The organism is Chryseobacterium hagamense (assembly GCF_007991455.1).
In the GTDB taxonomy this organism is placed as follows: Bacteria; Bacteroidota; Bacteroidia; order Flavobacteriales; family Weeksellaceae; genus Chryseobacterium; species Chryseobacterium hagamense.
Window position 1 is genome coordinate 14,957 of record NZ_BJYJ01000026.1, and the last position, 24,776, is coordinate 39,732.

Here is a 24,776-nt window from a genome sequence, read left to right on the forward strand (position 1 = left end):
TCATTAATCTCAAATATTTATGAGAGATATTTTAAGGGATGGATTTACGCACTGAATTCAATCCCGCCCACATAAGCCAGCGAAAAAAAGTCGTCCTCTACGGAAACCGGTTTCGGAACCTGTCCGCGGTTTAAGAAAATGATGCAGTTCACCTCAAATTTCAGGTTGATTTCATTCAGCCTGTTCACCAGGATCGGGAGCCATTGCTCGGCAAAGGAATAATCGGCAAATTTTTCGTAAAGAGTACGATTTCCGTCTTCAAAACCGTATTCTACAAAATCGTGGTCCAGCCACACGGTATCCTGTGAAGCGGCAAATTTCGAAATATGGATATCGTCGGATTCTTCAAGGAGATAATAGTTTTCGTCTTCCTCCACAAAATCATAAAAATCTTCCTCACTCTGAAAATTCCCTACCCAAAAATCTAATGTTTCCATATCTGTCGGTTGCTTTTAACTTAAAGTTCAAAGGTATGACAATCCCGGGAAAAAACCAGTCGATTAAAAATGATATCACCCTCAAACCTCATAGGTTTTCAAAAACCTATGAGGTTTAACCGGTTACATCTGTCAGTGCTTTATTTAAAGCTTTAAATTAATGATTTTATTAATCAAAGAAGGCTTTCAGCTCTGTTAAAAATTGAATCTGTTCTGCTACAGCTTTGGTATTGAGCTCAGGATTTACAATAATATGGTTCAGGCTTTTTAAAAGTTTTTGAGCGTGACCCTTGCCTTCCTGCTCTTCCATAATTCCGGCAACCTGGATATTTCTGATTCGTGAAAGTTCACCTCTGCTTTCGAGCATGGCATTCCATTGGTTTAAGTGCCGGGAGAGATGGGATGTGCTATTAACTGTATCCAGATAAGCAATAGTTTCCAGCACTGCTTCCTGGTCAAAATAAAGTTCGGGCTTCTGCAGGTAATAGTCCAGGTAACGGTTTAAATAGGCAACTGTTTCAGGCTCATTGTAATAAGCCAGGACAACCGCATATAAGTCTCCGGCGTAACAGACTTCACTTTTCAGCAAATGGGTTCCGATCAGATCAACCTGATGGCGGTATCCTTTCAAAGCGGAGAGATAGGCACCGACCGTCCTTGTCCGCCAGTTAAAATCTCCTAAAAGTGCCAGCGTAACGTCTTCGGTAATGTCTTCTTTGTGCTGAATAAGGTAATCTGCCCATGACCGGTCATGCATATTCCTGATATTCATATAGAGCGGAAGTACCCATTGATCGATAAATTCTTTGCTGAGCTCAAAATCGTTCCGGTAAGTTTCCAGGTGATCAAAAGCGGAAGCATGTCTAACGGTAGCACCCGCTGTGTGCAATTTTATCTTTTTATGTAAATCATTCTCCATCCGTCTCGTTTAAATTACTAAAAATATCAAAAATAATTGAGTGTAAGGATCATAACACTGATAAAATAATAGAGTATTGATAAGCTGACAGTTAGCACCGAAAAAATAACAGAATAGGTAAAGTAGCCGCGGACGATAGTAATATGTTCCAGCAATGAATTAATTCCGAAAAGCATAAAAAAATATCCCGGAATCAGAATACTGATGAGGAAAACAAATACAATGCTTTCAAAAAGAGAGTCGATTGAAAAGTCTGAATTTTTTACAGCCACAATAATTTCCAGTAAAATACTGAGTCCGAAGATGGCGGAAAAGAAAACAGAGGCCCTTTGGTGTTTTCTATCCCTTCTAAAGAACAGAAAGAAATAAATATTGGGAAGCCCCAATAAAACGGAGAGAATACTCAAACTTTCAATCATTCTCAGATTATTCTTTTCCCCATTTCACTTTCCCGGATCGTCTTCTCCAGTCTTGAAGCTCTGGTTTTTTCCTGTTTGGCGCTCATGATCCAGTGCAGCATCACTTTTTGGTAAGATGGTGCCTGAGTGGTGAAAAAATCCCAGGCTTTTTTATGGGCCTTAAATTGTTTTTCAAATGACGGATCCAGGACAGCAAGCTCTTTTTCATGGGAATAAACTGCTGATTTTTCTTCTTTCCGAAGTTTAAAAGCCTTCTGCCCGGCTTCAGTCATCAGTCCGGCTTTGGTCAGCTCTTTCATTTTCCGGATATTGACGGCACTCCAGATGCTCGTCGGCTTCCTGGGCGTAAAACGGATGCTGTAGCTTTCTTCATCAATCGATCTTCTTACGCCGTCGATCCACCCGAAACATAAGGCCTGGTCCACCGATTCCGGCCAGGTCATTGAAGGTTTTCCGGTGCCGACCTTATAAAAGCCGACCAGCAGTTCTCTTTCGGTCTGATGGTTTTTCTCAAGCCATCGGCGGAATTCCTGAGGAGTGGGGAAGAAGGTGGGTTTCATTTTTACGATAGATGATTGCTGTTTCCAGATATGAATTTAGAATTGTAATTAATTTTTTCGTTTTAATATTCAGTAGATCAGCGGCTATTGTATAATTTAAATATTCAAAAGGTGGAGGAGAAGTTTTAATCATTTTATTTCCTCTTGGTATTGTAGCTTTCATTATAATATTTACCTGATCTGAATTTTTGATTCCTTTATGAGAATTCGTACTTATATAGAAGCCGGCTACATCTTTAAAAGGAATTATCATTTTTTTTCTGAGAGGATGAAAAATAATAATTTCAGTATTATTAATGGTAAGTAATGGTTTTATACGAAATAGAAGCAGTAGAAAATAGAGGATTCCAAAAGAAAGAATGACAAATCCAATATGACTCATCATGATGATAAACAGGCTTTTATGTATGACTTTCTCATAAAAATGAATAAATAGATAAACAAAAGCAAATGATAGGATCAGAAGAATCATAATTTTGAATTTGTTTGAATAGAAATGGATTTCACTCATCATATAAATTAACTTGGGCTATTATTTTCCCCATCTTTCAAAATCAGCCTTTAGCTCAGGGGAAATCAACTGTTTTTCAATGTAATAATTTTTCATCATTTTCAAAAACCTTTTGGTCTTTTTAAGGAAATCCTGTTCAAAATACGCTTCTCCTGTCTCTTCAAGATTTACATAAGCGCGGAGCACAAAACGGCCTGATGATTCATACTTTTTACTCATAAATAAGGTTCCCGCCAGAGAAAGATAGGAGACCAACGGATATTGGATATGGTTTCTCTTCAAATAGCCGGCCGGCAGGCTCTCATTTATATGTTGAAAATGACTGGCCATATTAATCGAGTCCACATATTTCTCCTTTTCAATGACAAAAAAGTCATCAACGATTTCTCCGTTGTAATCGGTCTCTAAGATATAATAACCTACCGGAACAAGAGCGTTTTCAGTGTACAGACTGATTTTTGTATCAACTGTAGGCGGAAGAAATGAATGCCGGATATTGAATCGATGGCCATCGAAAATCGGTTTTAATTCACTCTTTTTATATCCGCTGAGATGGCTGTCATCTTCATTGTTTTTGAGAAAAAGCTCTTCGAAACTTTCAAAAGCTTTTTCTCTGAGTTTAAATTTTTCGCAGAAGTCGGCTAGTTGTTGGGCCAGGTCCGTTAACATAGGTTTTAATAAGATCGTCTAATTTAAGTATTTTTCTGATACGGAAAGTTTCAGCATTTTAATCTTCATTATTATTTCCATCAACATTTGTAGAACTACTCTTTTTTAAAGACTCAAGATAAGGATTGGGAGGACTTTGCATTCCGAAACTTGACCATCCGGTATTATAGGACAGGATAATTTCCTGCCAGAAAGGAATGGTTTTAGACGCATCATATTTATAATCGTCCTCATGGATTTTTCTGGCTTCAGCTGTAGATTCAGGATAGAATTTCTGCTCCTCCTCATTAAATACCGGTTCTGTGGTCCCTAGATATTGCTGTCCGATCTCATTCAGAATGTATGTTCTGAGTGTCCATCCATACACAATGGTGTCTGTACCCCAGATAGATAGTACAGGTCTGTACTTTAGATTAAGATCGCTTACCAAAAAACGATGAGAGTTTATAGGAATAAGCGGTGGAGAATGTTTATATATGTCAGCAAATACTTTTTTGACCTCTTCTCTCGTTTCCGGCCTATTTCCCCACGAATGTTTCCAGAACGGTTGTTTTTCATTTAGGACATCACGAAGGACCTCCCGGAAAGGCCATCCCAATTTTTGCCTGATTTCTTCATCATCTTCCAGCCAGTTGATAAAGAAAGAGGTTTCTTCAATAATCTGTTCTGCTTCCTCTCCAAAACCATCGGTATATTCTATTTTTTCTTTTCTGTCTAAAGTATGCAGGATTTTTAAAAATGCCCTGTGCTCCGGAGTAAAGCTGATTTGGTATCTCTGCTCAATTTGCTCGATCTGATCTTCCGTAAGGCCCTGCCAACGGGCTTTATAGCTCCAGTCATCAGTATTGGAATCATCAGCCCAACACTTTTCCGAGGTATCTTTTACCCAATATAAAAATTCAGTGAAGTCTTCAGGTATCGTCCCCATGGATATTTTTTACAAAAATATAAAATTATCTAAACCAAAGGCAGCAGGAAATAAAAAGTACTTCCCTGATTCGGTGAACTTTTCACGCCGATTTCGCCGTGCTGCTTTTCGATGAAATTCTTGGAGATGGCCAGTCCCAGTCCGGTACCGTTCTGGTGTTCGCCCGGTACCTGGAAATAACGGTCAAAAACCTGGCGGTGGTATTTTTCATCGATCCCTCTGCCGGTATCGGTAATGCTGAATCTGATTTTCGATCCCGCTTTTTCCACGGCAATCCGGATGTTTTCATCCTGGAAGGAATGTTTGATGGCGTTGCTCAGGAAATTGTTTATTACCCATACGGTTTTATCGAAATCGGCCAGGACAAGATCCTGGTCATCAATAAGAAAGTGAGGTATGATGGAAATGTTTTTCTGTTCGGCCAGTTTTTCCACATTTTTAATGGCGGCGGCAACCATTTCTTTCGGCCGGCATTTTTCGATCGTCAGGCGGATGTTCCCGGTTTCCACCTGGGATAAATTCAGCAGCTCGCCGGTAATATCCAGCAGCCTCTGCCCGTCCTCATTGATGCTTCTCAGCAGTTCTTTCTGCTGACCGTTCAGGTCGCCGAATTTCTGGTTTTCCAGCAGCTGGACCCCCATTTTAATGGCTGAAATCGGTGTTTTGAGCTCGTGGGAAATGGTAGCGATGAAATTGGTCTTGGCAAAATCCAGCTCTTTGAAAGGCGTGATATTCCTGAGGAGGATCACCCGGCCGATGTATTTTTTCTCCCTTTCGCCGGTTTTCACGATATTGATCGGAATGATGTCCTGGTCGAAATAATTCTCTTTGTTGTCCGAAACGATTTTAATGGGTTCTTCGCTCGCATGGTCTGCATTTTTCAGCAATTCCCTGATCAGGTCATTGGTGATGGCGACTTCATGTGCGGTTTTCCCGATAATGTCATCTTTATTCAGTCCGGTGATTTTCAGGGCTTCATCATTAATCATGTAGATGAAATTGTTTTCATCCAGGCCGATCACGGCGTCATGCATATTGTTCACCAGGGTTTCGATGCGCTTTTTGTCCATCAGCTGTTCCGAAAGGCTGCTGCTCTCGTATTCCTGAAGCTTTTCCGCCATTACGTTAAAAGAGTTGGCAAGATCGCTGAATTCCTCACTGCCTTTAAAATAGACCCTTTCATTGTAATTTTTGTTGGCAATCTGGCGGATACCGGAAGTGAGCTGACTGATCGGCTCGGCAATAGTCCGCGGAAGGTTGAACAGGAGGATGAAAGCGATCAGGAAGCAGACGGTTCCGAGGCTGACAATCCAGAAAGTGGCATTTCCCGCAGTGATGATGGCGATATCGCTTTTCCGTTCGATCCCCTTCATGTTCAGCGACATAATGGTCACCAGGTCTTCGCGGATCAGCTTTTCCTTTTCACCCGTTGGCTGCAGGAGATAGTTTTTAAAATGCAGGTTCAGGTTCTGGGTGGCTTCCTTTTCCCCGAATTCCGTCAGGTTTTTTTCCTGCAGTACCGAATTCTTCTGAAAATCCTTAATGGCTACCGCACTGTCATTCTGTATTTTGTCGAGGGCCAGCAGCATGTTTTTGGAAAATTCGATGCTGTTGTAATTGGCGGTAAGGATCTTTTCCGTATCCGATTTTAATTTATTGATGTATACCGAACCGATCACTGAAAGCAGAACGATCAGCACGAATAAAAGACCTACGCCGAGGGTGAGTTTTGTTTTAAGCTTCATTCTCTTTTAAGATAAAATAATAATATCGATCTGTCTTTCATTCAGCCGGTTCATCAGCGTATACACCCAGCTGTACCCAAAGATCCGCTGCAAAAGGTTTTCATGAGGCTTCCCGATACAGACGGTCGTCATATGATGTTCCGTTACATAATTCAGAATGCCGTTGTGGATGCTGCTGTCTTTCAGCCGCACGACCTTGGCGCCCAATTCCTGTGCTAAATTAAAATTATTAATCAAAAAACGCTGCTTGTTCAGGGCGATTTTTTCAGGATTTTCAGAGGGCTTCTGAATGTACAGCACTGTCCACGGACTGTTGTAATAGCTGGCCAGCCTCGCGGTTTTACGGATGATATTTCTGGCGACTCTTTCGTTGCTGCTGATGCAGGCCAGGAATTTGACGGGCTTAAAGCTTTCGGTCTTGATTTCGGTCTCCACTTTCCTTTCCACATGGGTGGCAACTTCCTTTAAAGCAAGCTCCCGGAGCTGAAGGATGTGCCCGCTCTGGAAAAAATGGTTCAGGGCGGTCTGGATTTTTTCTTTTTTGTAAATCTTTCCTTCTTTAAGCCGGGTCAGCAGTTCATCGGCGGTTAGATCGATATTCACCACCTCATCGGCCAAAGCGAGGATTTTATCGGGAACCCGTTCCGAAACTTCGATGCCGGTAATTTTTTTTACTTCTTCGTTCAGGCTTTCGATATGCTGGATGTTCATGGCACTGATCACATTGATCCCGTTGTCGAGGATTTCCAGGACGTCCTGCCATCGTTTTTTGTTTTTGGAACCTTCGATGTTGGTGTGTGCCAGCTCATCCACCAGGACCACTTCGGGATGCGTATTGATGATCGTCTGAAGATCCATTTCCTCCAGGTTTTTGCCTTTATAGAAAGAGGATCTCCTCGGGATTTCCGGAATGCCGTCCGTTAAAGCGACGGTCTCTTCACGGCCGTGGGTTTCAATATAGCCGATTTTAACGTCGATGCCATTCCGCAAAAGGGCATGCGCTTCCTGCAACATCCGGAAAGTCTTTCCCACACCGGCACTCATCCCGATGTAAATTTTAAATTTCCCCTTCCGGGACTTTTGGATCAGTGCTAAAAAATCAGTGGCTGCTGACATGGATTTTATTTTTTTGAGTTGGAATTTTTTCATTGAATTACATTCTGGAAGATAGGTGCCGGGAGATGGAAGCTCTTAGAAAGCAGCTTTAAAGAAATGGTTAGCTAAGCGGAACCGAAGTCACGCAATCACCTCTGGAAATTTGTGGCTTAATAAACATACGGTTATTGACTTCCGGCATCCAGCACCCATCATCCAGCCTATCAAAACCAGGCCGCCAAACTCGTCGTTATAAAAAAGTTGTTGTTTTGAAGCGCCTCATTTTTCATGAAAATGGCATCCTTGGAACTGAAACTTCTCGCTTCCGTACGGAACACAACGTTTTTGGAAACTGCATAATCCACGTTCAGGGAATAGCCGAAAGTCTGAAATCCGTTCGGGGTTTTGGTACTGATGATCACTCCGTTTTTATCGTTGTAATACTCAAGTCTTCCGGCCAGTGCCCAACGGTCGTCCAGCTGGTATTTCAACAGGATATTCGGGGAATACCAGAGGTTGTAGCTTTTGCTGCCTTTCTCTTTCTGTTCGGCACCGATATCAAATCCGATGGTGGTGGAAAACCGATCCGTCAGCTGGAAGCTTCCGAAAAGATCATGGAAATAGCGCATTCTTTTTTCGGCTTTTGCCTTATCGTTTCCGATGAAGGAACTGCTGTTCAGGGTAATTTTGTCATTCGGTTTATAGGTCAGCTGATGGCCGAAGGAAACGGTCTGGTTGCCTTCCGGTTTGGCAATCCGCTGCCATCCGTTGAGTATCAGTCCGCTCAGGAACCATTTGCCGTTATCCGAAGTATAGGAAATCTTGGCGCCGGTTTCAAAATACGGTGAATTTTCGGCAGCCAGGCTCCGGGTCAGGTTGATGTTGTCTTTCCCGATAGCGCTTTCCCAGCCGATGTGCGACGGCATGATCCCGGCATCGATCCAGAGGTTTTTCGTTTTGGAAAGCTTCACGCCGATATTGGCTTCGTTCACGTAACGCAAGGCGTCCTGCTCCGCCGCCATATTGTCCTGGGCATAGGTTCCGGCCATTAAAGCCAGGTTGGCCCGGAAATGATCATCCTGATAAGAACCTTTTATCAATCCGAGATTCAGGTTCACCTCATTATGGCGGTTGTATGAGTACAGGAAATTCTGGCGGATATGATTTGACGGTTCGTTGAAATCATAGGTATAAAATATTTCGGCATAAGCGGAAAAGGTGATTTTGTTATTCGTTTTTACGGAATCTGCCGACTGTGCCTTCGGGAAGAAAATCCCGCACAGGATGGCGGCAACTATATATTTTTTCATGGGTTGATGGAAGTACAGCAAATACTGTACATAATTGGATTAATTTAAATTAATTTAAATGGTTTGAAAAGTTTATTTTTCAGATCCGTTCTATTGGTAATTGACGCAAAAGCTGATACTTGTTTCCGCATATTTTAAAGGGAGCAAAGCAGGGCGGCAAAGCTGCTGATGAAGCAAAGGAATAATATGTGCGCTTCATCAGATCAGCCTGCTGATCTTTTTTTTTGCCTCCTCATATTATGCCTCGCCAATTGAAAAATTTGCGTTAAAAAACAGCTAGGTAATGCCTTAAAATATTTAGTCTTTTCACCTTTAAGACAAGATCGATTATAAAATAAATACGGCAACTACTTACTTCAACTCGTTCAGTGCAATATTCAGTTTCAGGACATTCACTTTTGAAGGACCGAAAGCTGAGGTTTCCGTTTGTCCGGCAATAAGGTTTTCGATTTTATCCAACGGGATATTTCTTTGTTTCGAAATTCTTCTGGCCTGGTACAAGGCTCCTTCAGGTGAGATGTCAGGATCCAGTCCGCTTCCGCTGGCGGTCACCAGCTCTACGGGAACTTTTACATTCTGCATTTCAGGATTCTGCATTTTCAGGGTGTCGATCCTTTTCTGAACCGTTTGCAGGTACTCTTCATTACTCGGTCCTTTATTGCTCCCGGCACTCCCGGCGGCGTTGTAATTTACCGAAGAAGGGCGGCCGTGGAAATATTCCGGGGATTTGAATTCCTGGCCGATGTTGGCGTAAAACTTCTGCCCTTTATAGTTGATGATTTCGGCATTTCCCTGAGTCGGTAAGACTTTGGACCCTGCATAGACAATGCCTGAATAAATTCCGACAATGACCAGCATAACCAAAGTCAGTCGAAAAGCGGATAAAATATAATTTTTCATTGGAGTAAATTTTTGTTGTTGTGGGTGAAAGGATGGGAGCTGGAAGCGGGATGATGGGTGTTAAAGGAGTTCCATTATCAACTTCAGGTATTCTTAAGTTTTAAAGGATGGGTGCTGGGAGCGGAATGATGGAAGCCACTTCAGTTATAATTGAGATGCGGAAGCCTTTTATCTTTTAATAAATTAAAACGGCATATTATCAACTTCCAGCATCCGGCATCCCTCTTCCAGCTCTTTTAAATTAAACGGCATGCAATCAAACTTCCGGCACCCAGCCTCCCTCTTCCGGCTTTATTAAAAAAACAGACTGATCACCAGATCAATAAGCTTGATGCCGATAAACGGAGCGATAATCCCTCCTAAACCGTAAATCAGCAGGTTTCTTCTTAACAGGGCACTGGCACCGATCGGTTTGTAAGCAACCCCCTTTAAAGCGAGCGGAATCAGGATCGGAATGATTATCGCATTAAAAATAATTGCTGATAAAATAGCAGATTCAGGGCTGTGGAGGTTCATGATATTCAGCTTCTGAAGAGCCGGGATGAAGGTAATGAACAATGCCGGGATGATGGCAAAATACTTGGCAACGTCATTCGCAATACTGAAGGTAGTCAGTGTTCCACGGGTCATCAGCAGCTGCTTCCCGATTTCCACGATTTCGATCAGTTTCGTCGGATCGTTATCCAGATCCACCATATTTCCGGCTTCTTTGGCTGCCTGGGTTCCGCTGTTCATGGCGACCCCCACATCGGCCTGGGCAAGGGCGGGCGCGTCATTAGTTCCGTCTCCCATCATCGCCACCAGTTTTCCTTCCTGCTGTTCTTTTTTGATGTAGTTCATTTTGTCTTCCGGTTTCGCTTCGGCGATGAAATCGTCCACACCGGCTTTTTCAGCAATGAATTTTGCGGTTAAAGGATTGTCACCGGTGACCATCACGGTTTTCACACCCATCTTTCTGAGCCGCTGGAAACGTTCCTGGATCCCGGTTTTGATGATGTCCTGAAGTTCGATCACGCCCCATACTTTCTCATTCACGGAAACTACGAGCGGCGTTCCTCCGTTTTCGGAAATTTTGGTGACGGCTTCCTGGGTTTCCTGCGGGAAAATATTTCCTGCTTTCTCCGTCAGTTTTTTAATCGTATCATACGCTCCTTTACGGATTCTTGTGTTTTCAAAATCGATGCCTGAAGTCCGGGTTTCTGCCGTGAAATCGATGTAAGTGGGATGGGGAACCAATAGATCTTCGGATTTCAGCTGGCTGAGTTCGATGATGGATTTTCCTTCCGGGGTTTCATCGGCAACTGAGCTCAGAGCAGAAGCTTTGATGAAGTCGTTTATCTCAACCGTATGGGAAGGGTGAAACTGCGTGGCCTTACGGTTCCCGATCGTGATCGTTCCCGTTTTATCCAATAGCAGAACATCGATATCGCCGGCGGTTTCTACGGCTTTACCGCTTTTGGTGATCACATTAGCCCTCAGGGCACGGTCCATTCCCGCAATTCCGATAGCAGAGAGCAGACCGCCGATCGTTGTCGGGATCAGACAAACGAAAAGTGAAATAAATGCTGCGATGGTGATCGGCGTCTGCGCATAATCTGCAAAAGGTTTCAGGGTAACGGTTACGATGATGAACGTCAGCGTAAAACCGGCCAATAATATAGTGAGTGCGATTTCGTTGGGTGTTTTCTGTCTTGACGCGCCTTCTACCAGCGCAATCATCTTGTCGAGGAAAGATTCTCCCGGGCGGGTGGTAACTTTCACTTTGATGCGGTCGGAGAGGACTTTGGTACCGCCGGTCACGGAACTTTTGTCACCGCCGGCTTCCCGGATTACGGGAGCGCTTTCACCGGTGATGGCCGATTCGTCGATGGTGGCCAGCCCTTCGATGATTTCCCCATCCATCGGGATCTGGTCTCCGGCTTCGCAAAGGAAGATATCACCAAGCTTCATGTCGGCTGATTTTCTAAGGACGGTTTCGATTTGGAACCCCTGTCTGTTTTCAGTGATTACTTTTGCCGGCGTTTCCTCACGCGTCTTTCTCAGTGTATCGGCCTGGGCTTTTCCTCTTGCTTCGGCGATGGCTTCGGCAAAATTGGCGAAAAGGACCGTGAAAAACAGAATGATGAAGACCAGAAAATTATAAGCGAAGCTTCCCTGAGATCGGTCTCCGGTAAGACTGAAGAGGCTTACGGTAAGCATCACCGCCGTTCCGATTTCCACCAGGAACATGACCGGATTTTTAAACATGATTTTCGGATTCAGCTTAACGAAAGACTGTCGGATGGCTTCGTTAACCAGATCTTTCTGAAACAATGTCTGTGATTGATTTTTCATTGCTTTGAATGATTTTATTTTTATCTGAAACCTTAAGATGGATGTAAAAAGATCTTAACGGTTTTCTTATTTTAATTTATTTTGAAAAATACTGTAATTGTTCTGCAATCGGTCCCAGCGTAAGGGCCGGGAAGAAGGAAAGTGCGGCAATCAGAAGAATGACGGCCAGGGTCATGAATCCGAAAGTAGCGGTATCCGTTTTCAGGGTTCCTGCACTTTCCGGGATGTACTTTTTCTGGGCCAGCAGTCCGGCGATGGCAACAGGACCGATGATCGGGATGAATCTGGAAAGCAGCAGGACAATTCCGGTGGAAATGTTCCACCACGGGGTGTTGTCGCCCAGCCCTTCAAATCCGGATCCGTTGTTGGCAGAAGAAGAAGTGAACTCGTACAGCATTTCGCTGAAGCCATGGAATCCGGGATTGTTTAAGGTCTTTGCCCCGAATTCAGGAAGATAAGCCGTTAAAGCAGTTCCTGCCAGAATTAAAAACGGGTGGAACAAAGCCACAATCATGGCAATCTTCATTTCTTTGGCTTCGATCTTCTTGCCTAAAAATTCCGGGGTCCTTCCGACCATCAGTCCGCTCATGAATACGGCCAGGATGATGAAGATAAAATAGTTCAGGATCCCGACGCCGCAGCCGCCGTAAAAGCAGTTGATCATCATGGCCAGCAGCTGGTTCATCCCGGAAAGCGGCATCGTACTGTCATGCATCGCATTTACGGAACCTGTTGAAATCACCGTGGTGGCAATGCTCCAGTAACCGGAGGCCGCACTTCCGAAGCGGATTTCCTTACCTTCCATGGCTCCAAGATGGGGGTCGGTGCCCATTTGGGTAATCAGCGGATTCCCGTTGGTTTCGTTAATAACGTTCGGAACGGTCAGGGCCAGGAAACCGATGGTCATCACGGTAAAGATGGTCCAGGAAAGCTTTCTTTTCTTTAAATAAAATCCAAGCGCGAACACCAGGGCAAAAGGGATGATCATCTGGGTCACCATTTCCGTCATATTCGTCAGGTAATTCGGGTTCTCCAGCGGATGCGCCGAATTGGCTCCGAAAAATCCGCCTCCGTTGGTTCCTAAATGTTTGATGGCAATGAAAGCCGCCGCCGGACCTCTGGAAACGTCGGCTTTCTGCCCTTCCAGCGTTGTGATGTGGTCTTTGCCTTCAAACGTCATCGGGCTTCCGTTGGCTGAGAGAATGAAAGCCACGATAATGCTGATCGGGATGAGGATCCGGGTTATGGATTTCGTAAAAAAATCGTAGAAATTCCCCAGTTCTGTGGTGGTTTTGTCTTTAAAAGCTCTGAACAGCACAGCCATGGCCGCCATTCCCGTAGCCGCCGTTACAAACTGAAGGAACATCAGATACAGCTGGCTGAGATAGCTGACGCCCGTTTCACCGGAATAATGCTGCAGGTTACAGTTCACCAGGAACGAAACAGCCGTATTGAAGGCCAGGTCCGGCGACATATCCGGGTTTCCGTCGGGATTCAGGGGAAGCCAGGACTGGTTCATCAGGATGAAGAATCCAAGGATGAACCAGACCAGGTTGATGGCCAGCATGGCAAACATATTCTGTTTCCAGGTCATCTGTTGAGCCGGGTTGATGCCTGAAATCTTATAAATGAGATGTTCAACCGGCTGGAAAATTTTATCCAAAAAGGTTTTTTTATAGCCGTATACATCAGCAATATATTTTCCGAGGAAAATACCGATTACCAAAGTCAGAGCAAACATGACCACAAGGCCTAAAATTTCTGTATTCATGATTCAGGTTAAAATTTTTCGGGTTTTATCAGGACGTAGCAGATGTACCCGAAGGCAAGGACGGAAAGGAAAAATAAACTCCACATGGTTTTATATTTTATCAAAAAAATCAACGGATTTATACGAGATCCAGAACAGTGCGGCACTCAGTGCGATTAAACCGGTCAGCATCATAGCGCAACAATTAGGGTTAATAAAGTGAAAACTGCATAAGACCTCATCAGCAGGCTCAGTTTGGCGTGCTCAGGTTTGCGGGACATTTTTTTTGGAATGGTCATTTTTAAATATTTTATTCTGAACCGGTAATGCCAAAAAAAGGTCCAATAGGATTAATTTTAATTTAATTTATTGAATATTAGATAGTTGTGTTGTATTGGGGAAGGGTATGGAAACAGAAAAGCCTATCAAAATGATAGGCCCGTTATTAAAATGAGAGGATAGGTAGATTAAAAAGTGCTGAGATTCCATCACAGTGGCTTCGGCACGGTTCAGCCACCGGTCGTCGTTTCATTCATTAGCAGGACGTAAAAATCAAAGTTTTTTTTAACTTCTGTGTTCTTGTTGAGCATATCACATTTAACTTTATTAAGCTGCATCAATATCTTCTGTGACTTTTGCGGTAAAATTTTCTACGGATTCCACGGATTTCTACAGATCATATATGCCTTTTAGAATCTCAACCTTATCCTTATCCTATCTCAGATGGTATTCTTCCAGCTTACGGTACAGCGTCGCAATCCCGATTTCAAGCAGCCGGGCAGCTTCCGCCTTGTTGCCTTTGGTATATTCCAGAACTTTATGGATGTGTTCTTTTTCCAGGGAGCGGATGCTCAGGGAGTCTTTTTCCGCCGGTGTTCTTTCGGAATAATGAGGAAGGCTTTCGGCATCCAGGATATTTCCGTTCATCAGGATGAGGCTGCGTTCTACGGTGTTTCTCAACTCACGGATATTTCCTTTCCAGTCATTTTTCTCCAGGGTTTTATAATAATCCGGGCTTACCTGAATAGAGTCGAGATGAAGCTTTTGGGCGAAAACGTTCACGAAATTTTTAGCCAGGGCTTTCAGGTCTTCTTTTCGTTCACGGAGTGCCGGAAGCCGGATTTCAAAAATATTGAGCCTGAAATAAAGGTCTTCCCGGAAATGCCCCTGTTTTATTTCTTCTTCCAGATCGCGGTTGGTGGCAGCGATCAGCCGGAAGTCGGATCTGGAGACTTTGGTTTCTCCCATTTTGATAAATTCTCTGGTTTCCAGGACCCGCAGCAATTTGGCCTGCAGCTCAATTGGCATTTCACCGATTTCGTCCAGGAACAGGGTTCCGCCGTCGGCTTCTTCAATCAGTCCTTTTTTGTCCTTGACGGCTCCGGTAAATGCCCCGGCTTTATGCCCGAACAGTTCGCTTTCGAGAATATCTTTGCTGAAGGCGGAGCAGTTGATGGCAACAAAGCTGTTCTTTTTCCGGTCGCTGCCTTCGTGGAGGGCATTGGCAAAAACTTCTTTTCCGGTTCCCGTTTCACCGGTCAGCAGGACGGTAGCATCCGTTAAGGCTACTTTTTCCGCCAGCCTTTTCGCCTGGAGGATCAGCGGGGAATTTCCGATAATGCTTTCAAAACCCTTTGCAGCGGTACTTTTATGAACGGTTTTAGAGCGGTTGTCTTTCGCCTTTTCCATGGCTTTGTAGGCCAGCGGAATAATTTTATCGTTGTCATCACCCTTCACCAGGTAATCGTAGGCTCCGTTCTTCATGGCCTGAACGGCATCGGTGATATTCCCGAAAGCCGTCATCAGGATAATTTCCAGATGCGGGTATTTGGCCTTGATGGATTTTACCAGGTCAACCCCGAAGGCATCGGGCAGCCGGACATCGCTCAGGACGATATCGAAGTCGTGCTGTTCCAGCATCGTCAGGGCCGAGCGGGCGGTGGAGGCTTGTTTGACGTTAAAATTTTCCTGGGAAAGGATCATCCCCAATAATTTCAGGAGCTTGATCTCGTCATCGATGATCAGAATGTTTCCGTGCATGGTGCGATTTTGTAAACCGGTACAAACTTATCGAATTTATTCCGGATTCAGATGAAGAAATCCAAGAAGGAAAGATTGCGTTCTTCGCTTACCGGAATTGTTTGGATTCTGCCGAATCCCTTCGTTTTTTTAGGCAGCATTTAACTCTGCGGAATCTGTTATTTAATTTTAATATAAATCAAAACTATAGACGTTATAATAAGGAAATCAGGCATTCTTATTTCACGATTGCTTACCTTTGTATTCACTCTGAATTGTAAGGGTGCAAAATGAAATTTATGATCGAAAAAAGATTTAAGGAAGAAATTCATACAGATAAAAACAATTACGAATATATCACAGTTTCCCATGACGAAAATAAAGTAAGGATTTATACTTTAAAAAACGGATTAAAGGTATTCCTTGCCCAAAATGCAGACGCGCCGAGAATACAGACTTACATCCCGGTAAGAACGGGAAGCAACAACGACCCTGCCGATAACACCGGGTTGGCGCATTATCTGGAGCACATGATGTTCAAAGGAACTTCAAGGCTCGGAACCCGGAACTGGGAGAAGGAAAGCGAACTGCTGAACAGGATTTCAGACTTATATGAAGCCCATAAAGCAGAACAGGATCCGGAGAAAAAGAAAGATATTTACCGTAAAATCGATGAGGTTTCCCAGGAAGCCAGCCAGTATGCCATTGCGAATGAATACGATAAGGCGATTTCGTCACTTGGTGCTACGGGTACCAATGCCCATACCTGGTTTGATGAAACCGTCTACAAGAATAATGTTCCGAACAATGAGCTGGAGAAATGGCTGAAGATCGAAAAGGAACGCTTTTCGGAACTGACGTTGCGGCTTTTTCATACGGAACTGGAATCGGTTTATGAAGAGTTCAACAGGGCACAGGATAATGATTCGAGGCTGGTACAGTACGAAATGATGGATGCCCTTTTCCCGACACACGCCAACGGGCAGCAAACCACCCTTGGGAAAGCGGAGCACCTGAAAAATCCTTCCATGAAGGCCATCCATAAATATTTTGATGAATATTACGTTCCCAACAATTACGCCATGGTGCTGGTAGGGGATCTTGACTTTGAGGAAACCATTCAGCTGGTGGACCGGTATTTCGGGACAATTCCTTACCGGGAACTGCCGGAGAAAACACCCGTTGCGGAACAGCCGTTGACCGGAATGAGTACAAGGACGGTAAAAAGCCCGACGACACCGCGCGTCCAGCTGGCCTGGAGAACGGAAAGCTACGGAACCCGGGAAGCCATACTGGCCGATATTGTGGCCAATATTTTAAGCAACAGGGGTGAAGCGGGGTTACTGGATTTAAATATCAACCAGACCCAGAAACTGCTTTGGGGACAGGCGTATTCGGTAGGGCTGAAAGAGTACGGCTATTTTTCCATAGTTGCCGTTCCTAAAGAAACCCAGACGCTGGATGAGGCGAAAGACCTGGTACTGGAACAGGTGGAACTGGTGAAAAAAGGGGAATTCCCGGATTGGATGCTTCCTGCCATCATCAACGATTTCAGGGTGCAGCGCATGAAGTCCCTGGAAACAGCGGACGGACTCGCCACCAATCTTTACGATACCTACATCAAAGGCAGAACCTGGGAACAGGAACTGAATGAGCTGGACGACTACGCACAGTTTACAAAAGAGGATGTGGTGGCTTTTGCCAATGAATTTTTTAAAGATAATTATGTTATCGTTTACAAAGAAAAAGGCATCAACGAGAAACTGATCCGGGTGGAAAATCCGGGCATCACGCCGGTTAAAATAAACCGCGAAGCCCAATCGGAGTTCCTGAAGGAAATCCTGGCGGAGAAAACGGAAGATATTCAGCCTGAATTTATCGATTACCAGAAAGAAATTAAGACCGATGCGGTAAAAGGAAAAAAAATAAGCTTCGTTAAAAACAGGTACAACGATATTGCCCAGGTCCACTTCATTTTCCCTTTCGGCAGCGATAACGACCGTGATCTGGGAATTTCCATGCAGGTGTTGCAATACCTGGGAACAGAACGGTATGCTCCTGAAGAACTGAAGAAGGAGTTCTTTAAAATCGGGATAACCAATGATTTCAAAACCACGAACGACCAGCTTCTGATTTCTTTAACAGGACTGGAAGAAAATATCGAAACAGGCATTGCACTGCTCCGTCATTGGATGGAAGAGGTACAGCCCGACCAGGAAATTTACAGAGATTTCGTGCAGACCGTGCTGGAAAACCGTGCAGCGATGAAGAAGGATAAAGGCAGGATTATGACGGCCCTGACAAACTATACGAAGCTGGGAGCCTTTTCGCGCTTTACGGATGTGATTTCAAAAGAAGAACTTGAAAGCAGCCATGTTGAGGTGTTTACCGGCCGGGTAAAAAAATTATTCAGCTTTCCTTATGAAATCTTTTTCTACGGCCGGAATTCAGAAGCTTTCATGGCTTATATCGGCAAATATACGGAGCCGGAAACGCTTCGGATCCCGGAACCCAGGAAGTATCCTGAGCCGGAAACCGGAGGGAATGTCTACTTTACCGATTACGATATGGTGCAGATGGAAATGAGCAAAGTGGGAAGAGGAAAAGACGTTAATCCGGAGAACTTCGGAAAAATCAATGTTTTTAACGAATATTTCGGGCGCGGCCTTTCATCGATCGTTTTCCAGGAAATCCGGGAGAGCAAGAGCCTGGCGTATTCTGCGTATGTTTCCTACGCGGCCAATTCTGAACTCAACCATCCCGATTACATCACGACTTACGTGGGAACACAGCCGGACAAGCTTCAGATTGCCGTGGATACCATGACGGAACTCATGGCCGAGCTGCCGGAAGTAACGGTGCAGTTTGAAAATGCAAGGAATTCGGCCCTGAAGCAGATCGCTTCCCAACGGGTAACGAGAACCAATATTTTCTTCAATACCTTAAGACTGAGAAAGCTGAACATTCACCACGATTTCAGGAAAGACATTTACCATCAGATCGAAAGCCTGAAATTCGAGGATTTAAAAGCATTTTATACACACTACATCAAACCGGTAGATTTCAATACCGCCATTATCGGGAAGAAAGAAAACCTGAACAGGGAAGCCGTCGGCCAGATGGGAACCTTTAAAGAAGTAAGTCTGAAGGATATTTTCGGACATTAAAAAAAGAGGCTTGAAAAAGCCTCTTTTGTTTTACGTCATTGCACAGTCGCCGTCGCCGTCCTGGAATCCGGGATCGAAGGATCCGGGAAGATGGGCGATGAGGTCCCGGTGGAACATATACCTTCTTTCGATATCCCGTTTGTGGATGGCCGGGAATTTCTTTGAATTTTCGATCCGGCGATTTACGTCAGTCTGATAGCTGGTCAGTGTAATCACTTTATTTTTCAGGATAAAATAACCGAGAAAATCGATCAACCGGTCCGGTACTGCTTTTGAAAATACATAAGGGATTTTTAAATGTCCATCCCGTAAGAGCAGGAGCGAACAGGTAACCAGCTCATTGTTTTCACTGAAAATTTTGATCCAGAAATACCGGAACTGCTCCGAATAGCTTGAAAACAGGTACTTTTCATCTTGAGATCCGCCTTCCAGAACCCACGGATGGCTGATGATCCCGTTGATCTCTTCCGCATTCCGGTTGCTTTTAAAATTGGAGAGGAAAATTTTGCTTTCCTGATCAACCTGATCCAGGATCTCAAACCGGAATCCCGGGTTTTGAACGAAGCTGCTTTTTACCGAAATTAAAGTATTGATTACCGAATCTGCCAGCCGGAAGATAGACTTCAGAGGCTTTGTCTGAGGTTTTTTGGACGGAATAATCTGCGCCAGATCCGTCCTGAAATAATATTTTTTCCCGTGTTTGGGCTTTATGTACCGGAAAACACCGATTTTGTTGTATAAACTTTCCGCTTCTTTCGTAAATTCCGTGATGGCAATATTTCCCTGATATTCTTTAAAAGCTTTATTCAAAAGGCTTTGGGCAATTTTTTTTCCTCGGAATTCGTTGCTGATGAACAGGGTGCTGAGCCAGGCATAGCAGAAAGCTTTTCCGTCCGTCATAAAATGATCAGGAAAGCAGCCCAGGTAACCTGCTAATTTATCATCATCAAAAGCAAGAATAAGCAACGTCTGATCTTCGTTTGCCTTCGGGTTGCTGATATGGGAAACGGCACGGTGGCGGGTGATCGGAAGGAAATCATATTGTTTGTAATCGCCGGATGATACAAATGCTTCAAGCTGTTTTTTATTGAATGTTTTCAGACGGATCATAGCCTTTCGATTTTATTTTTATTCAGCAGCTTTTTTAATCTGAAATAAGCCATCTCTTTTTTCAGGATTGTTTCGGCCGGTTCACCATTTTCCATGGGAATTCTCTGGAAGTTCCTTTCCACACTGTCGAGCTTGATGCCTGCACATCCGAACGTACAGAAAACCTCTTCATTCTGAAACATTTGATCAAAAAAATCTTTTTTCACCCCGAAATCGGTAAAAGGAAAAGCAAAACTTTCATACAAAAAACCATGCTGTTTCAGGTAACCAAACGTTTTGCCGGTGGTCTCCAGCTGCTTGCCGACGGATAATTCATGGTATAAAGGATGATCCCAGCTGTGGGAAGAGATCCCGAATCCCTTTTGTGCAGCACCTTTTAGCTGACCAAGTGTCATATACGGTTGATGCTTCCGTAAAAATTCATTGAAATCAATTTCCAGAAGCTCTGCCAGCCGGTTGAGAAGGCTCTGTTTTAAATAACCGGTCTTTAAAATTTGCCGAACGGGATCTTCTTTTGATGGCAGAATACTGAAAAGATCAGGATGGATGTTTTTGTCTGACTTTACTTTTTCAGCCAGAAGACTTGCCTTGCACCGGAACATCAGACCGGTATTGTCAATGAAAGCCGGATTAATGAAATTAATGGCGTAGATTCCTTTCCGTTCCAGGATCGGCATCACGGTATCGTAAAATTCCCTCAAACCGTCGTCAAAAGTCAGCAGGGCAATTTTTTTTTGGGGTTGGAAACTTCCGTTGACGAATTCTTTGAATTCATCCCAGTTGACAAACTGGAAGTGCCGGGCTAAGAAATCCAGGTCCTGCACAAACTGCCTGGTGTTTTTATACGGAATGATATTTTTAAGGTGGGGCAGGCTTTCATCCGAAACACAGTGGTAGACCGGCAGGCAATAGCCTAAGGGAAATGTTTCCCCAATATTTTCTTTTTCGAATCCCGATAAAAAATTGATGACGTGTTTTTTCATTGATGATTCAAAATTAAAAAGAATCCGGTTAAATCCTGCATAAATCAACAGCTTCTTTCTGAAACAGCGTAGTTAACAGACATAGATAAGATCGCCGAAAAATAAAAAGCCCTGAATTGAATTTCAGGACTTTCTTTTGGTTTTATATCAATAGGGACGGAGTTCAACCCCATTCTCGGGATATTATTTCACGATCTTCATTTCATCTACCAGCCATTTGGAATCGGCAAATTTATCAATGATGAAAAGAATGTACTTGGTATCCACCATAATGTTCCGGCTGAATCGCGGATCGTAATTGATGTCGCTCATCGTACCTTCCCACTGACGGTCGAAGTTCAGCCCCACCAGGTTTCCGTAGGCATCTAGCGCCGGGCTTCCGGAGTTTCCGCCGGTGGTGTGGTTGGTCGCGGTAAATCCTACCGGAACGTCACCCGTTTTGTCTTTATACAGGCCGAAATCTTTTTTGCTGTACAGGTCAATCAGCTTTTTCGGAACATCGAATTCGTAATCGCCCGGAACATATTTTTCCATTACCCCCGCCAGGTGCGTCTGGTAGTTGTAGGAAACGGCGTCTCTCGGGGAAGAACCTTTTACTTTTCCGTAGGCTACACGCAGGGTAGAGTTGGCATCCGGGAAGAATTTACGGTCTTTATCCGTTTTGATCTGCTGCGCCATATAGGTTTTCTGTAAGGCGTCGATCTTCGTCTGCAGACCTGTGAACTGTGGATCCGCTTTTGTCATGTATGTGTCTCTCATGGTTACATACAGCTGGTAAGCCGGATCTTTTTTGATGGATTTGATCAGCTTGTCCTGGTTGGAGAATGCTTTATCAATATCCTTGCTTAATGAAGCACCGTTTACTTCGCTTCTTCCCGTAATCACCGAGTTTTTAGAAACCTCCTCGATGGCCTGGATATTCTGAGCTTCGTTTTTATATTTATCGAATCCTGCCGGCAGGAATTGCGGTGCCGTTTTTTTGGCGTAAAGGGCCAGCAGTTTGGCAGTCACTTTGGCATCCAGTTCCGCATTGTAATCTTTATAGAAAGAAGTCAGCCTGTTTTTGAAGGCCGCCGTGCTTTTTTCGTCGGCTCTTCCGGCTTCCACTGCAGTAATATACCCGTAGTACAGGTTGGCCAGCATCAGCGTTTCCGCATTTCTGACGGTTTCAGAATAATAGGCATTGTTTAAGGCATAAGGTGCCTGCTCGGCGTACAACCTGTTCATCTGGTCGATGGTGGATTTGATCTCCGGGTTTTTGGCCGCCAGAGTCCCTTCGTACATTACTTTTTTCTGCACGGCATTGGATTTTTTCAATCCTTCCGCTTCGCCGATCCACTTTTTCCAATAGTTGGCTACCGAAGCATATTTTGAAGCATACTGGATCCGTGTTGCCGCATCGGTACGCATTTTTTCGTCCAGTGTTTTCAGCGCAACATCCCGTACCGCAATTCTTGCAGGATCGATTTCCGTCATGATTTTTTCAACGGCAATCGCAGGAAGGTATTCCGTGGTTCTGCCTGGGAATCCGAAAACAAAGGTGAAATCATTTTCATTTTTATCTTTGATGGAAACCGGAAGGTAGTGCTTCGGAACATACGGTACGTTATCTTTGGAATATTCCGCCGGCTTGTTGTTTTTATCGGCATAAATCCTGAACATGGAGAAATCCCCCGTGTGTCTCGGCCATACCCAGTTGTCCGTGTCGGAACCGAATTTCCCGATGCTTTGCGGTGGTGCCCCTACCAGACGAATGTCTTTGAAGGTTTCTATCGTGTACGCATAAAACTTATTCCCATAGTACATGGATTTTACGGAAACCGACTGGTACGGCTCGGTTTTCTGGGCATTTTTATAAACCTCGATATTTTTTGCAATCTGTTTGGCCAGTTCCGGTTCCTGAAGATTGTCCGTTCCCTGCAGGATCTGAGGGGTGACTTCTTTGATGTCTACAATAAAATCTACGGTTAGTCCCGGATTCGACAGTTCACCCGTCATATTTTTGGCCCAGAACCCGTTGGACAGAAGGTCGTTTTCAACGGTTGAATGCGCCTGGATCTGCCCGTATCCGCAGTGGTGGTTGGTGAGCAGAAGGCCCTTCGGCGAAATAATTTCGGCCGTACATCCGCCGTTGAACTGTACCACGGCATCCTTGATGCTGGGCTTCTGCGGATTGAAAATGTCTTTGGCAGAAATCTTCATTCCTAAATCTTTCATCTCCTTTTCATTAAGCTCTGTCGGAATCCACATTCCGCCGTATTGCTGTGCAAACGTCATTACCGCCGGCAAAAGAAATACAGATAAGAGTATCTTTTTTGTCATAATCAAAATTTTGTCCCAATTTACGAAGAAAATCTCAGGTTTAAATTAAAGTTTCAGGTTTAAAGTTTTGGATTTAAAGTTTACGGGCCCGGTAAAACCGATATAGAATTCGGAGCAGAAGGCTGGAGGAGGGATGATGGAGGCCGGAAGCTTTAATGGTGAATGGTCAATAGTGAATGGTGAAGTTTGCAGCAGCCCTGATCGGAATATTTATAATTATGATTCAACGGGAACAACTCCGTTTAATACTTTTGAACAGAAAGGCTCATGATTTTTTAAGGCAGGCTGATTTAAGGTTCACCAAGCTGCTTCGGCAAAAAAAGGCCTGTTCAAAACCCTGACTATCGGGCTTTCTTATTTTTAAGTATTTAACGTAAACCCGAAGTAAAATTCGGATGAAAAGGCTGGAAGAGGGATGCCGGATGCCGGAAGTTTCTTCTTTCAAAAAAGGATCAAAGTTCATGATGATCAAACCGCATCTTTTATCATTCTGTCAAAAGTCATTCTATCTGAAATTCTGAATAAAAATCGCCTTAATTTTATTTTTAATTAAATAAGAGACTGAATATAAATTGAAAACAATCAAACTGGTATAGTCTTAAAGTCCTGGAAGGACGGCTTGTTACAGGCTAGGATAAAATCCTGTCGGGAAGTATGAATCATTGATTTATCCTACGAAGGATCTTTTGGATTAATTAAATATCTGACTGTAAATTAAATACAGTCGGATTCACGTTAATTTTATGTTAAATGGACATACTGAATTCATATCAAGTTGGTTGTTCAGTGATTTACTTTGCTCCGTAGGAGTAATATCGGTGTAGCGGATCGTCAGGATGCCGAAGCAACGAACTCCGTAGAAGTTTTATCTTTATTAAACTTTAAACTTTAAACTTTAAACCTTAAACATTGAGCCAAATGTAAGAGGTATTTAATAAAGAAAGCTTCAGCGCTTAGAATTCGTAGCTGATGATCCTCTCGTCCCTGATTAAATTTTCCAGTAAGACGTGATGATGGATGCTTTTCCCGGTAACAATCCATAAACCGGTAAGATTGCCACCGGTATATTTCTGTTTGGAAATGATAAACCTCAGATGGTTCTCCCTGAACATTTTCTCACAATAAGCGAAGTCGTGATAACCGGCAACCGTTATTTTATATTCCCGGACTTTATGTTCGCGGTCGATCAGCTTTTCAAAATAAGTGAGGGAGCTTAAAATCACCAGTACCAGGAGGGTGCCCAGGACAGCAAGATAGACATAGCCCGAACCCACGGCCATCCCGATGGATGCTGTTGCCCAGATCGTTGTTGCCGTGGTGATGCCGTCGATCTTATTATTCTCTTTAAAAATAACGCCGGCTCCCAGAAATCCGATGCCGGTAATGATGTTGGCAGCGATCCGGTCGGGATCATCAATGCCGATTTTGATCGACAGAACGGTAAACAGGCAGGATCCGAAACAGATGAGGATAAATGTGCGCAGCCCCGCCGATTTGTTCCGGTATTCGCGCTCCGCACCGATAAGGATTCCGAGAACCACGGAAATGAAAATAAGCAGCAATTCGTTCTGAATCGAGTGGTCATTTAGAAATTCCAT

19 protein-coding genes are annotated in these 24,776 nt (G+C 43.9%); 1 reads left to right on the forward strand and 18 read right to left on the reverse strand.

The genetic code is table 11. The features are described from left to right. Positions 1 to 44: 44 nt before the first annotated feature. From CHA01nite_RS16750 to CHA01nite_RS16815, 14 genes are all read right to left on the reverse strand, one after another. Positions 45 to 437, reverse strand: a complete 393-nt coding sequence (locus CHA01nite_RS16750) for an immunity 22 family protein (RefSeq protein WP_146943462.1) — start codon at positions 435 to 437, stop codon at positions 45 to 47. 169 nt (positions 438 to 606) lie between these two features. Further along, on the reverse strand, positions 607 to 1,356 hold the full coding sequence (locus CHA01nite_RS16755) for a DUF6000 family protein (RefSeq protein WP_146943464.1): 750 nt from the start codon (positions 1,354 to 1,356) through the stop codon (positions 607 to 609). Between the two features lie 26 nt (positions 1,357 to 1,382). Then, positions 1,383 to 1,775: a hypothetical protein gene (locus tag CHA01nite_RS16760; protein ID WP_146943466.1), complete on the reverse strand. Its 393-nt coding sequence runs from the start codon at positions 1,773 to 1,775 to the stop codon at positions 1,383 to 1,385. 2 nt (positions 1,776 to 1,777) lie between these two features. Continuing rightward, positions 1,778 to 2,335: a YdeI/OmpD-associated family protein gene (locus CHA01nite_RS16765; RefSeq protein WP_146943468.1), complete on the reverse strand. Its 558-nt coding sequence runs from the start codon at positions 2,333 to 2,335 to the stop codon at positions 1,778 to 1,780. Then, complete coding sequence (locus CHA01nite_RS20560; protein WP_307725999.1) at positions 2,286 to 2,849, reverse strand: STM3941 family protein; 564 nt, start codon at positions 2,847 to 2,849, stop codon at positions 2,286 to 2,288. The genes CHA01nite_RS16765 and CHA01nite_RS20560 overlap by 50 nt, the downstream gene beginning before the upstream one ends. 18 nt (positions 2,850 to 2,867) lie before the next feature. Further along, positions 2,868 to 3,515, reverse strand: coding sequence for a hypothetical protein (locus CHA01nite_RS16770; RefSeq protein WP_146943470.1), 648 nt, complete (start codon positions 3,513 to 3,515; stop codon positions 2,868 to 2,870). Between the two features lie 58 nt (positions 3,516 to 3,573). After that, positions 3,574 to 4,443 (reverse strand): hypothetical protein, encoded by an 870-nt coding sequence (locus tag CHA01nite_RS16775; protein ID WP_146943472.1) that lies wholly within the window; start codon positions 4,441 to 4,443, stop codon positions 3,574 to 3,576. Between the two features lie 29 nt (positions 4,444 to 4,472). Then, entirely contained in the window at positions 4,473 to 6,188 is a 1,716-nt protein-coding gene (locus CHA01nite_RS16780; RefSeq protein ID WP_146943474.1) for a HAMP domain-containing sensor histidine kinase, read from the reverse strand. 6 nt (positions 6,189 to 6,194) lie between these two features. Continuing rightward, positions 6,195 to 7,304, reverse strand: a complete 1,110-nt coding sequence (locus CHA01nite_RS16785) for a sensor protein KdpD (RefSeq protein WP_146943476.1) — start codon at positions 7,302 to 7,304, stop codon at positions 6,195 to 6,197. A 203-nt stretch (positions 7,305 to 7,507) separates the two neighbouring features. After that, positions 7,508 to 8,593 (reverse strand): porin, encoded by a 1,086-nt coding sequence (locus CHA01nite_RS16790; protein WP_146943478.1) that lies wholly within the window; start codon positions 8,591 to 8,593, stop codon positions 7,508 to 7,510. 351 nt (positions 8,594 to 8,944) lie between these two features. Next, the gene (locus CHA01nite_RS16795) at positions 8,945 to 9,493 is read right to left on the reverse strand and encodes a potassium-transporting ATPase subunit C (RefSeq protein ID WP_146943480.1); all 549 of its coding nucleotides are present in this window, start codon (positions 9,491 to 9,493) and stop codon (positions 8,945 to 8,947) included. A gap of 294 nt (positions 9,494 to 9,787) precedes the next feature. Next, positions 9,788 to 11,827, reverse strand: coding sequence for a potassium-transporting ATPase subunit KdpB (kdpB, locus tag CHA01nite_RS16800; RefSeq protein WP_146943482.1), 2,040 nt, complete (start codon positions 11,825 to 11,827; stop codon positions 9,788 to 9,790). A 76-nt stretch (positions 11,828 to 11,903) separates the two neighbouring features. Then, complete coding sequence (kdpA, locus tag CHA01nite_RS16805; protein WP_146943484.1) at positions 11,904 to 13,598, reverse strand: potassium-transporting ATPase subunit KdpA; 1,695 nt, start codon at positions 13,596 to 13,598, stop codon at positions 11,904 to 11,906. Positions 13,599 to 14,291: 693 nt separating this feature from the next. Continuing rightward, complete coding sequence (locus CHA01nite_RS16815) at positions 14,292 to 15,617, reverse strand: sigma-54-dependent transcriptional regulator (RefSeq protein ID WP_146943486.1); 1,326 nt, start codon at positions 15,615 to 15,617, stop codon at positions 14,292 to 14,294. A 278-nt stretch (positions 15,618 to 15,895) separates the two neighbouring features. On the opposite strand from CHA01nite_RS16815, the gene CHA01nite_RS16820 reads away from it, so the two are divergent. Then, positions 15,896 to 18,763, forward strand: a complete 2,868-nt coding sequence (locus CHA01nite_RS16820; RefSeq protein ID WP_146943488.1) for a M16 family metallopeptidase — start codon at positions 15,896 to 15,898, stop codon at positions 18,761 to 18,763. Positions 18,764 to 18,793: 30 nt separating this feature from the next. Here CHA01nite_RS16820 and CHA01nite_RS16825 read toward each other — a convergent pair whose 3' ends face one another. The 4 genes from CHA01nite_RS16825 to CHA01nite_RS16840 form a co-directional block, all read right to left on the reverse strand. Beyond that, positions 18,794 to 19,873 carry a GNAT family N-acetyltransferase gene (locus tag CHA01nite_RS16825; RefSeq protein ID WP_146943490.1) on the reverse strand — a complete coding sequence of 360 codons (1,080 nt, stop codon included), beginning with the start codon at positions 19,871 to 19,873 and terminating at the stop codon, positions 18,794 to 18,796. Further along, complete coding sequence (locus tag CHA01nite_RS16830) at positions 19,870 to 20,856, reverse strand: polysaccharide deacetylase family protein (RefSeq protein ID WP_146943492.1); 987 nt, start codon at positions 20,854 to 20,856, stop codon at positions 19,870 to 19,872. Before CHA01nite_RS16830 ends, CHA01nite_RS16825 begins: the two co-directional genes overlap by 4 nt. A gap of 183 nt (positions 20,857 to 21,039) precedes the next feature. Continuing rightward, entirely contained in the window at positions 21,040 to 23,178 is a 2,139-nt protein-coding gene (locus CHA01nite_RS16835; protein WP_146943494.1) for a S46 family peptidase, read from the reverse strand. A 953-nt stretch (positions 23,179 to 24,131) separates the two neighbouring features. Further along, a complete protein-coding gene (locus tag CHA01nite_RS16840) occupies positions 24,132 to 24,776 on the reverse strand; it encodes an MgtC/SapB family protein (protein ID WP_146943496.1) in 645 nt (214 codons plus the stop codon).

What these genes read in the sequence shown, in the direction of transcription:
- CHA01nite_RS16750 (WP_146943462.1), bottom strand. Translation starts at nt 437, where the DNA reads ATGGAAACATTAGATTTTTGGGTAGGGAATTTTCAGAGTGAGGAAGAT.
- CHA01nite_RS16755 (WP_146943464.1), bottom strand. Translation starts at nt 1,356, where the DNA reads ATGGAGAATGATTTACATAAAAAGATAAAATTGCACACAGCGGGTGCT.
- CHA01nite_RS16760 (WP_146943466.1), bottom strand. Translation starts at nt 1,775, where the DNA reads ATGATTGAAAGTTTGAGTATTCTCTCCGTTTTATTGGGGCTTCCCAAT.
- CHA01nite_RS16765 (WP_146943468.1), bottom strand. Translation starts at nt 2,335, where the DNA reads ATGAAACCCACCTTCTTCCCCACTCCTCAGGAATTCCGCCGATGGCTT.
- CHA01nite_RS20560 (WP_307725999.1), bottom strand. Translation starts at nt 2,849, where the DNA reads ATGATGAGTGAAATCCATTTCTATTCAAACAAATTCAAAATTATGATT.
- CHA01nite_RS16770 (WP_146943470.1), bottom strand. Translation starts at nt 3,515, where the DNA reads ATGTTAACGGACCTGGCCCAACAACTAGCCGACTTCTGCGAAAAATTT.
- CHA01nite_RS16775 (WP_146943472.1), bottom strand. Translation starts at nt 4,443, where the DNA reads ATGGGGACGATACCTGAAGACTTCACTGAATTTTTATATTGGGTAAAA.
- CHA01nite_RS16780 (WP_146943474.1), bottom strand. Translation starts at nt 6,188, where the DNA reads ATGAAGCTTAAAACAAAACTCACCCTCGGCGTAGGTCTTTTATTCGTG.
- CHA01nite_RS16785 (WP_146943476.1), bottom strand. Translation starts at nt 7,304, where the DNA reads ATGTCAGCAGCCACTGATTTTTTAGCACTGATCCAAAAGTCCCGGAAG.
- CHA01nite_RS16790 (WP_146943478.1), bottom strand. Translation starts at nt 8,593, where the DNA reads ATGAAAAAATATATAGTTGCCGCCATCCTGTGCGGGATTTTCTTCCCG.
- CHA01nite_RS16795 (WP_146943480.1), bottom strand. Translation starts at nt 9,493, where the DNA reads ATGAAAAATTATATTTTATCCGCTTTTCGACTGACTTTGGTTATGCTG.
- kdpB (WP_146943482.1), bottom strand. Translation starts at nt 11,827, where the DNA reads ATGAAAAATCAATCACAGACATTGTTTCAGAAAGATCTGGTTAACGAA.
- kdpA (WP_146943484.1), bottom strand. Translation starts at nt 13,598, where the DNA reads ATGAATACAGAAATTTTAGGCCTTGTGGTCATGTTTGCTCTGACTTTG.
- CHA01nite_RS16815 (WP_146943486.1), bottom strand. Translation starts at nt 15,617, where the DNA reads ATGCACGGAAACATTCTGATCATCGATGACGAGATCAAGCTCCTGAAA.
- CHA01nite_RS16820 (WP_146943488.1), top strand. Translation starts at nt 15,896, where the DNA reads ATGATCGAAAAAAGATTTAAGGAAGAAATTCATACAGATAAAAACAAT.
- CHA01nite_RS16825 (WP_146943490.1), bottom strand. Translation starts at nt 19,873, where the DNA reads ATGATCCGTCTGAAAACATTCAATAAAAAACAGCTTGAAGCATTTGTA.
- CHA01nite_RS16830 (WP_146943492.1), bottom strand. Translation starts at nt 20,856, where the DNA reads ATGAAAAAACACGTCATCAATTTTTTATCGGGATTCGAAAAAGAAAAT.
- CHA01nite_RS16835 (WP_146943494.1), bottom strand. Translation starts at nt 23,178, where the DNA reads ATGACAAAAAAGATACTCTTATCTGTATTTCTTTTGCCGGCGGTAATG.
- CHA01nite_RS16840 (WP_146943496.1), bottom strand. Translation starts at nt 24,776, where the DNA reads ATGGAATTTCTAAATGACCACTCGATTCAGAACGAATTGCTGCTTATT.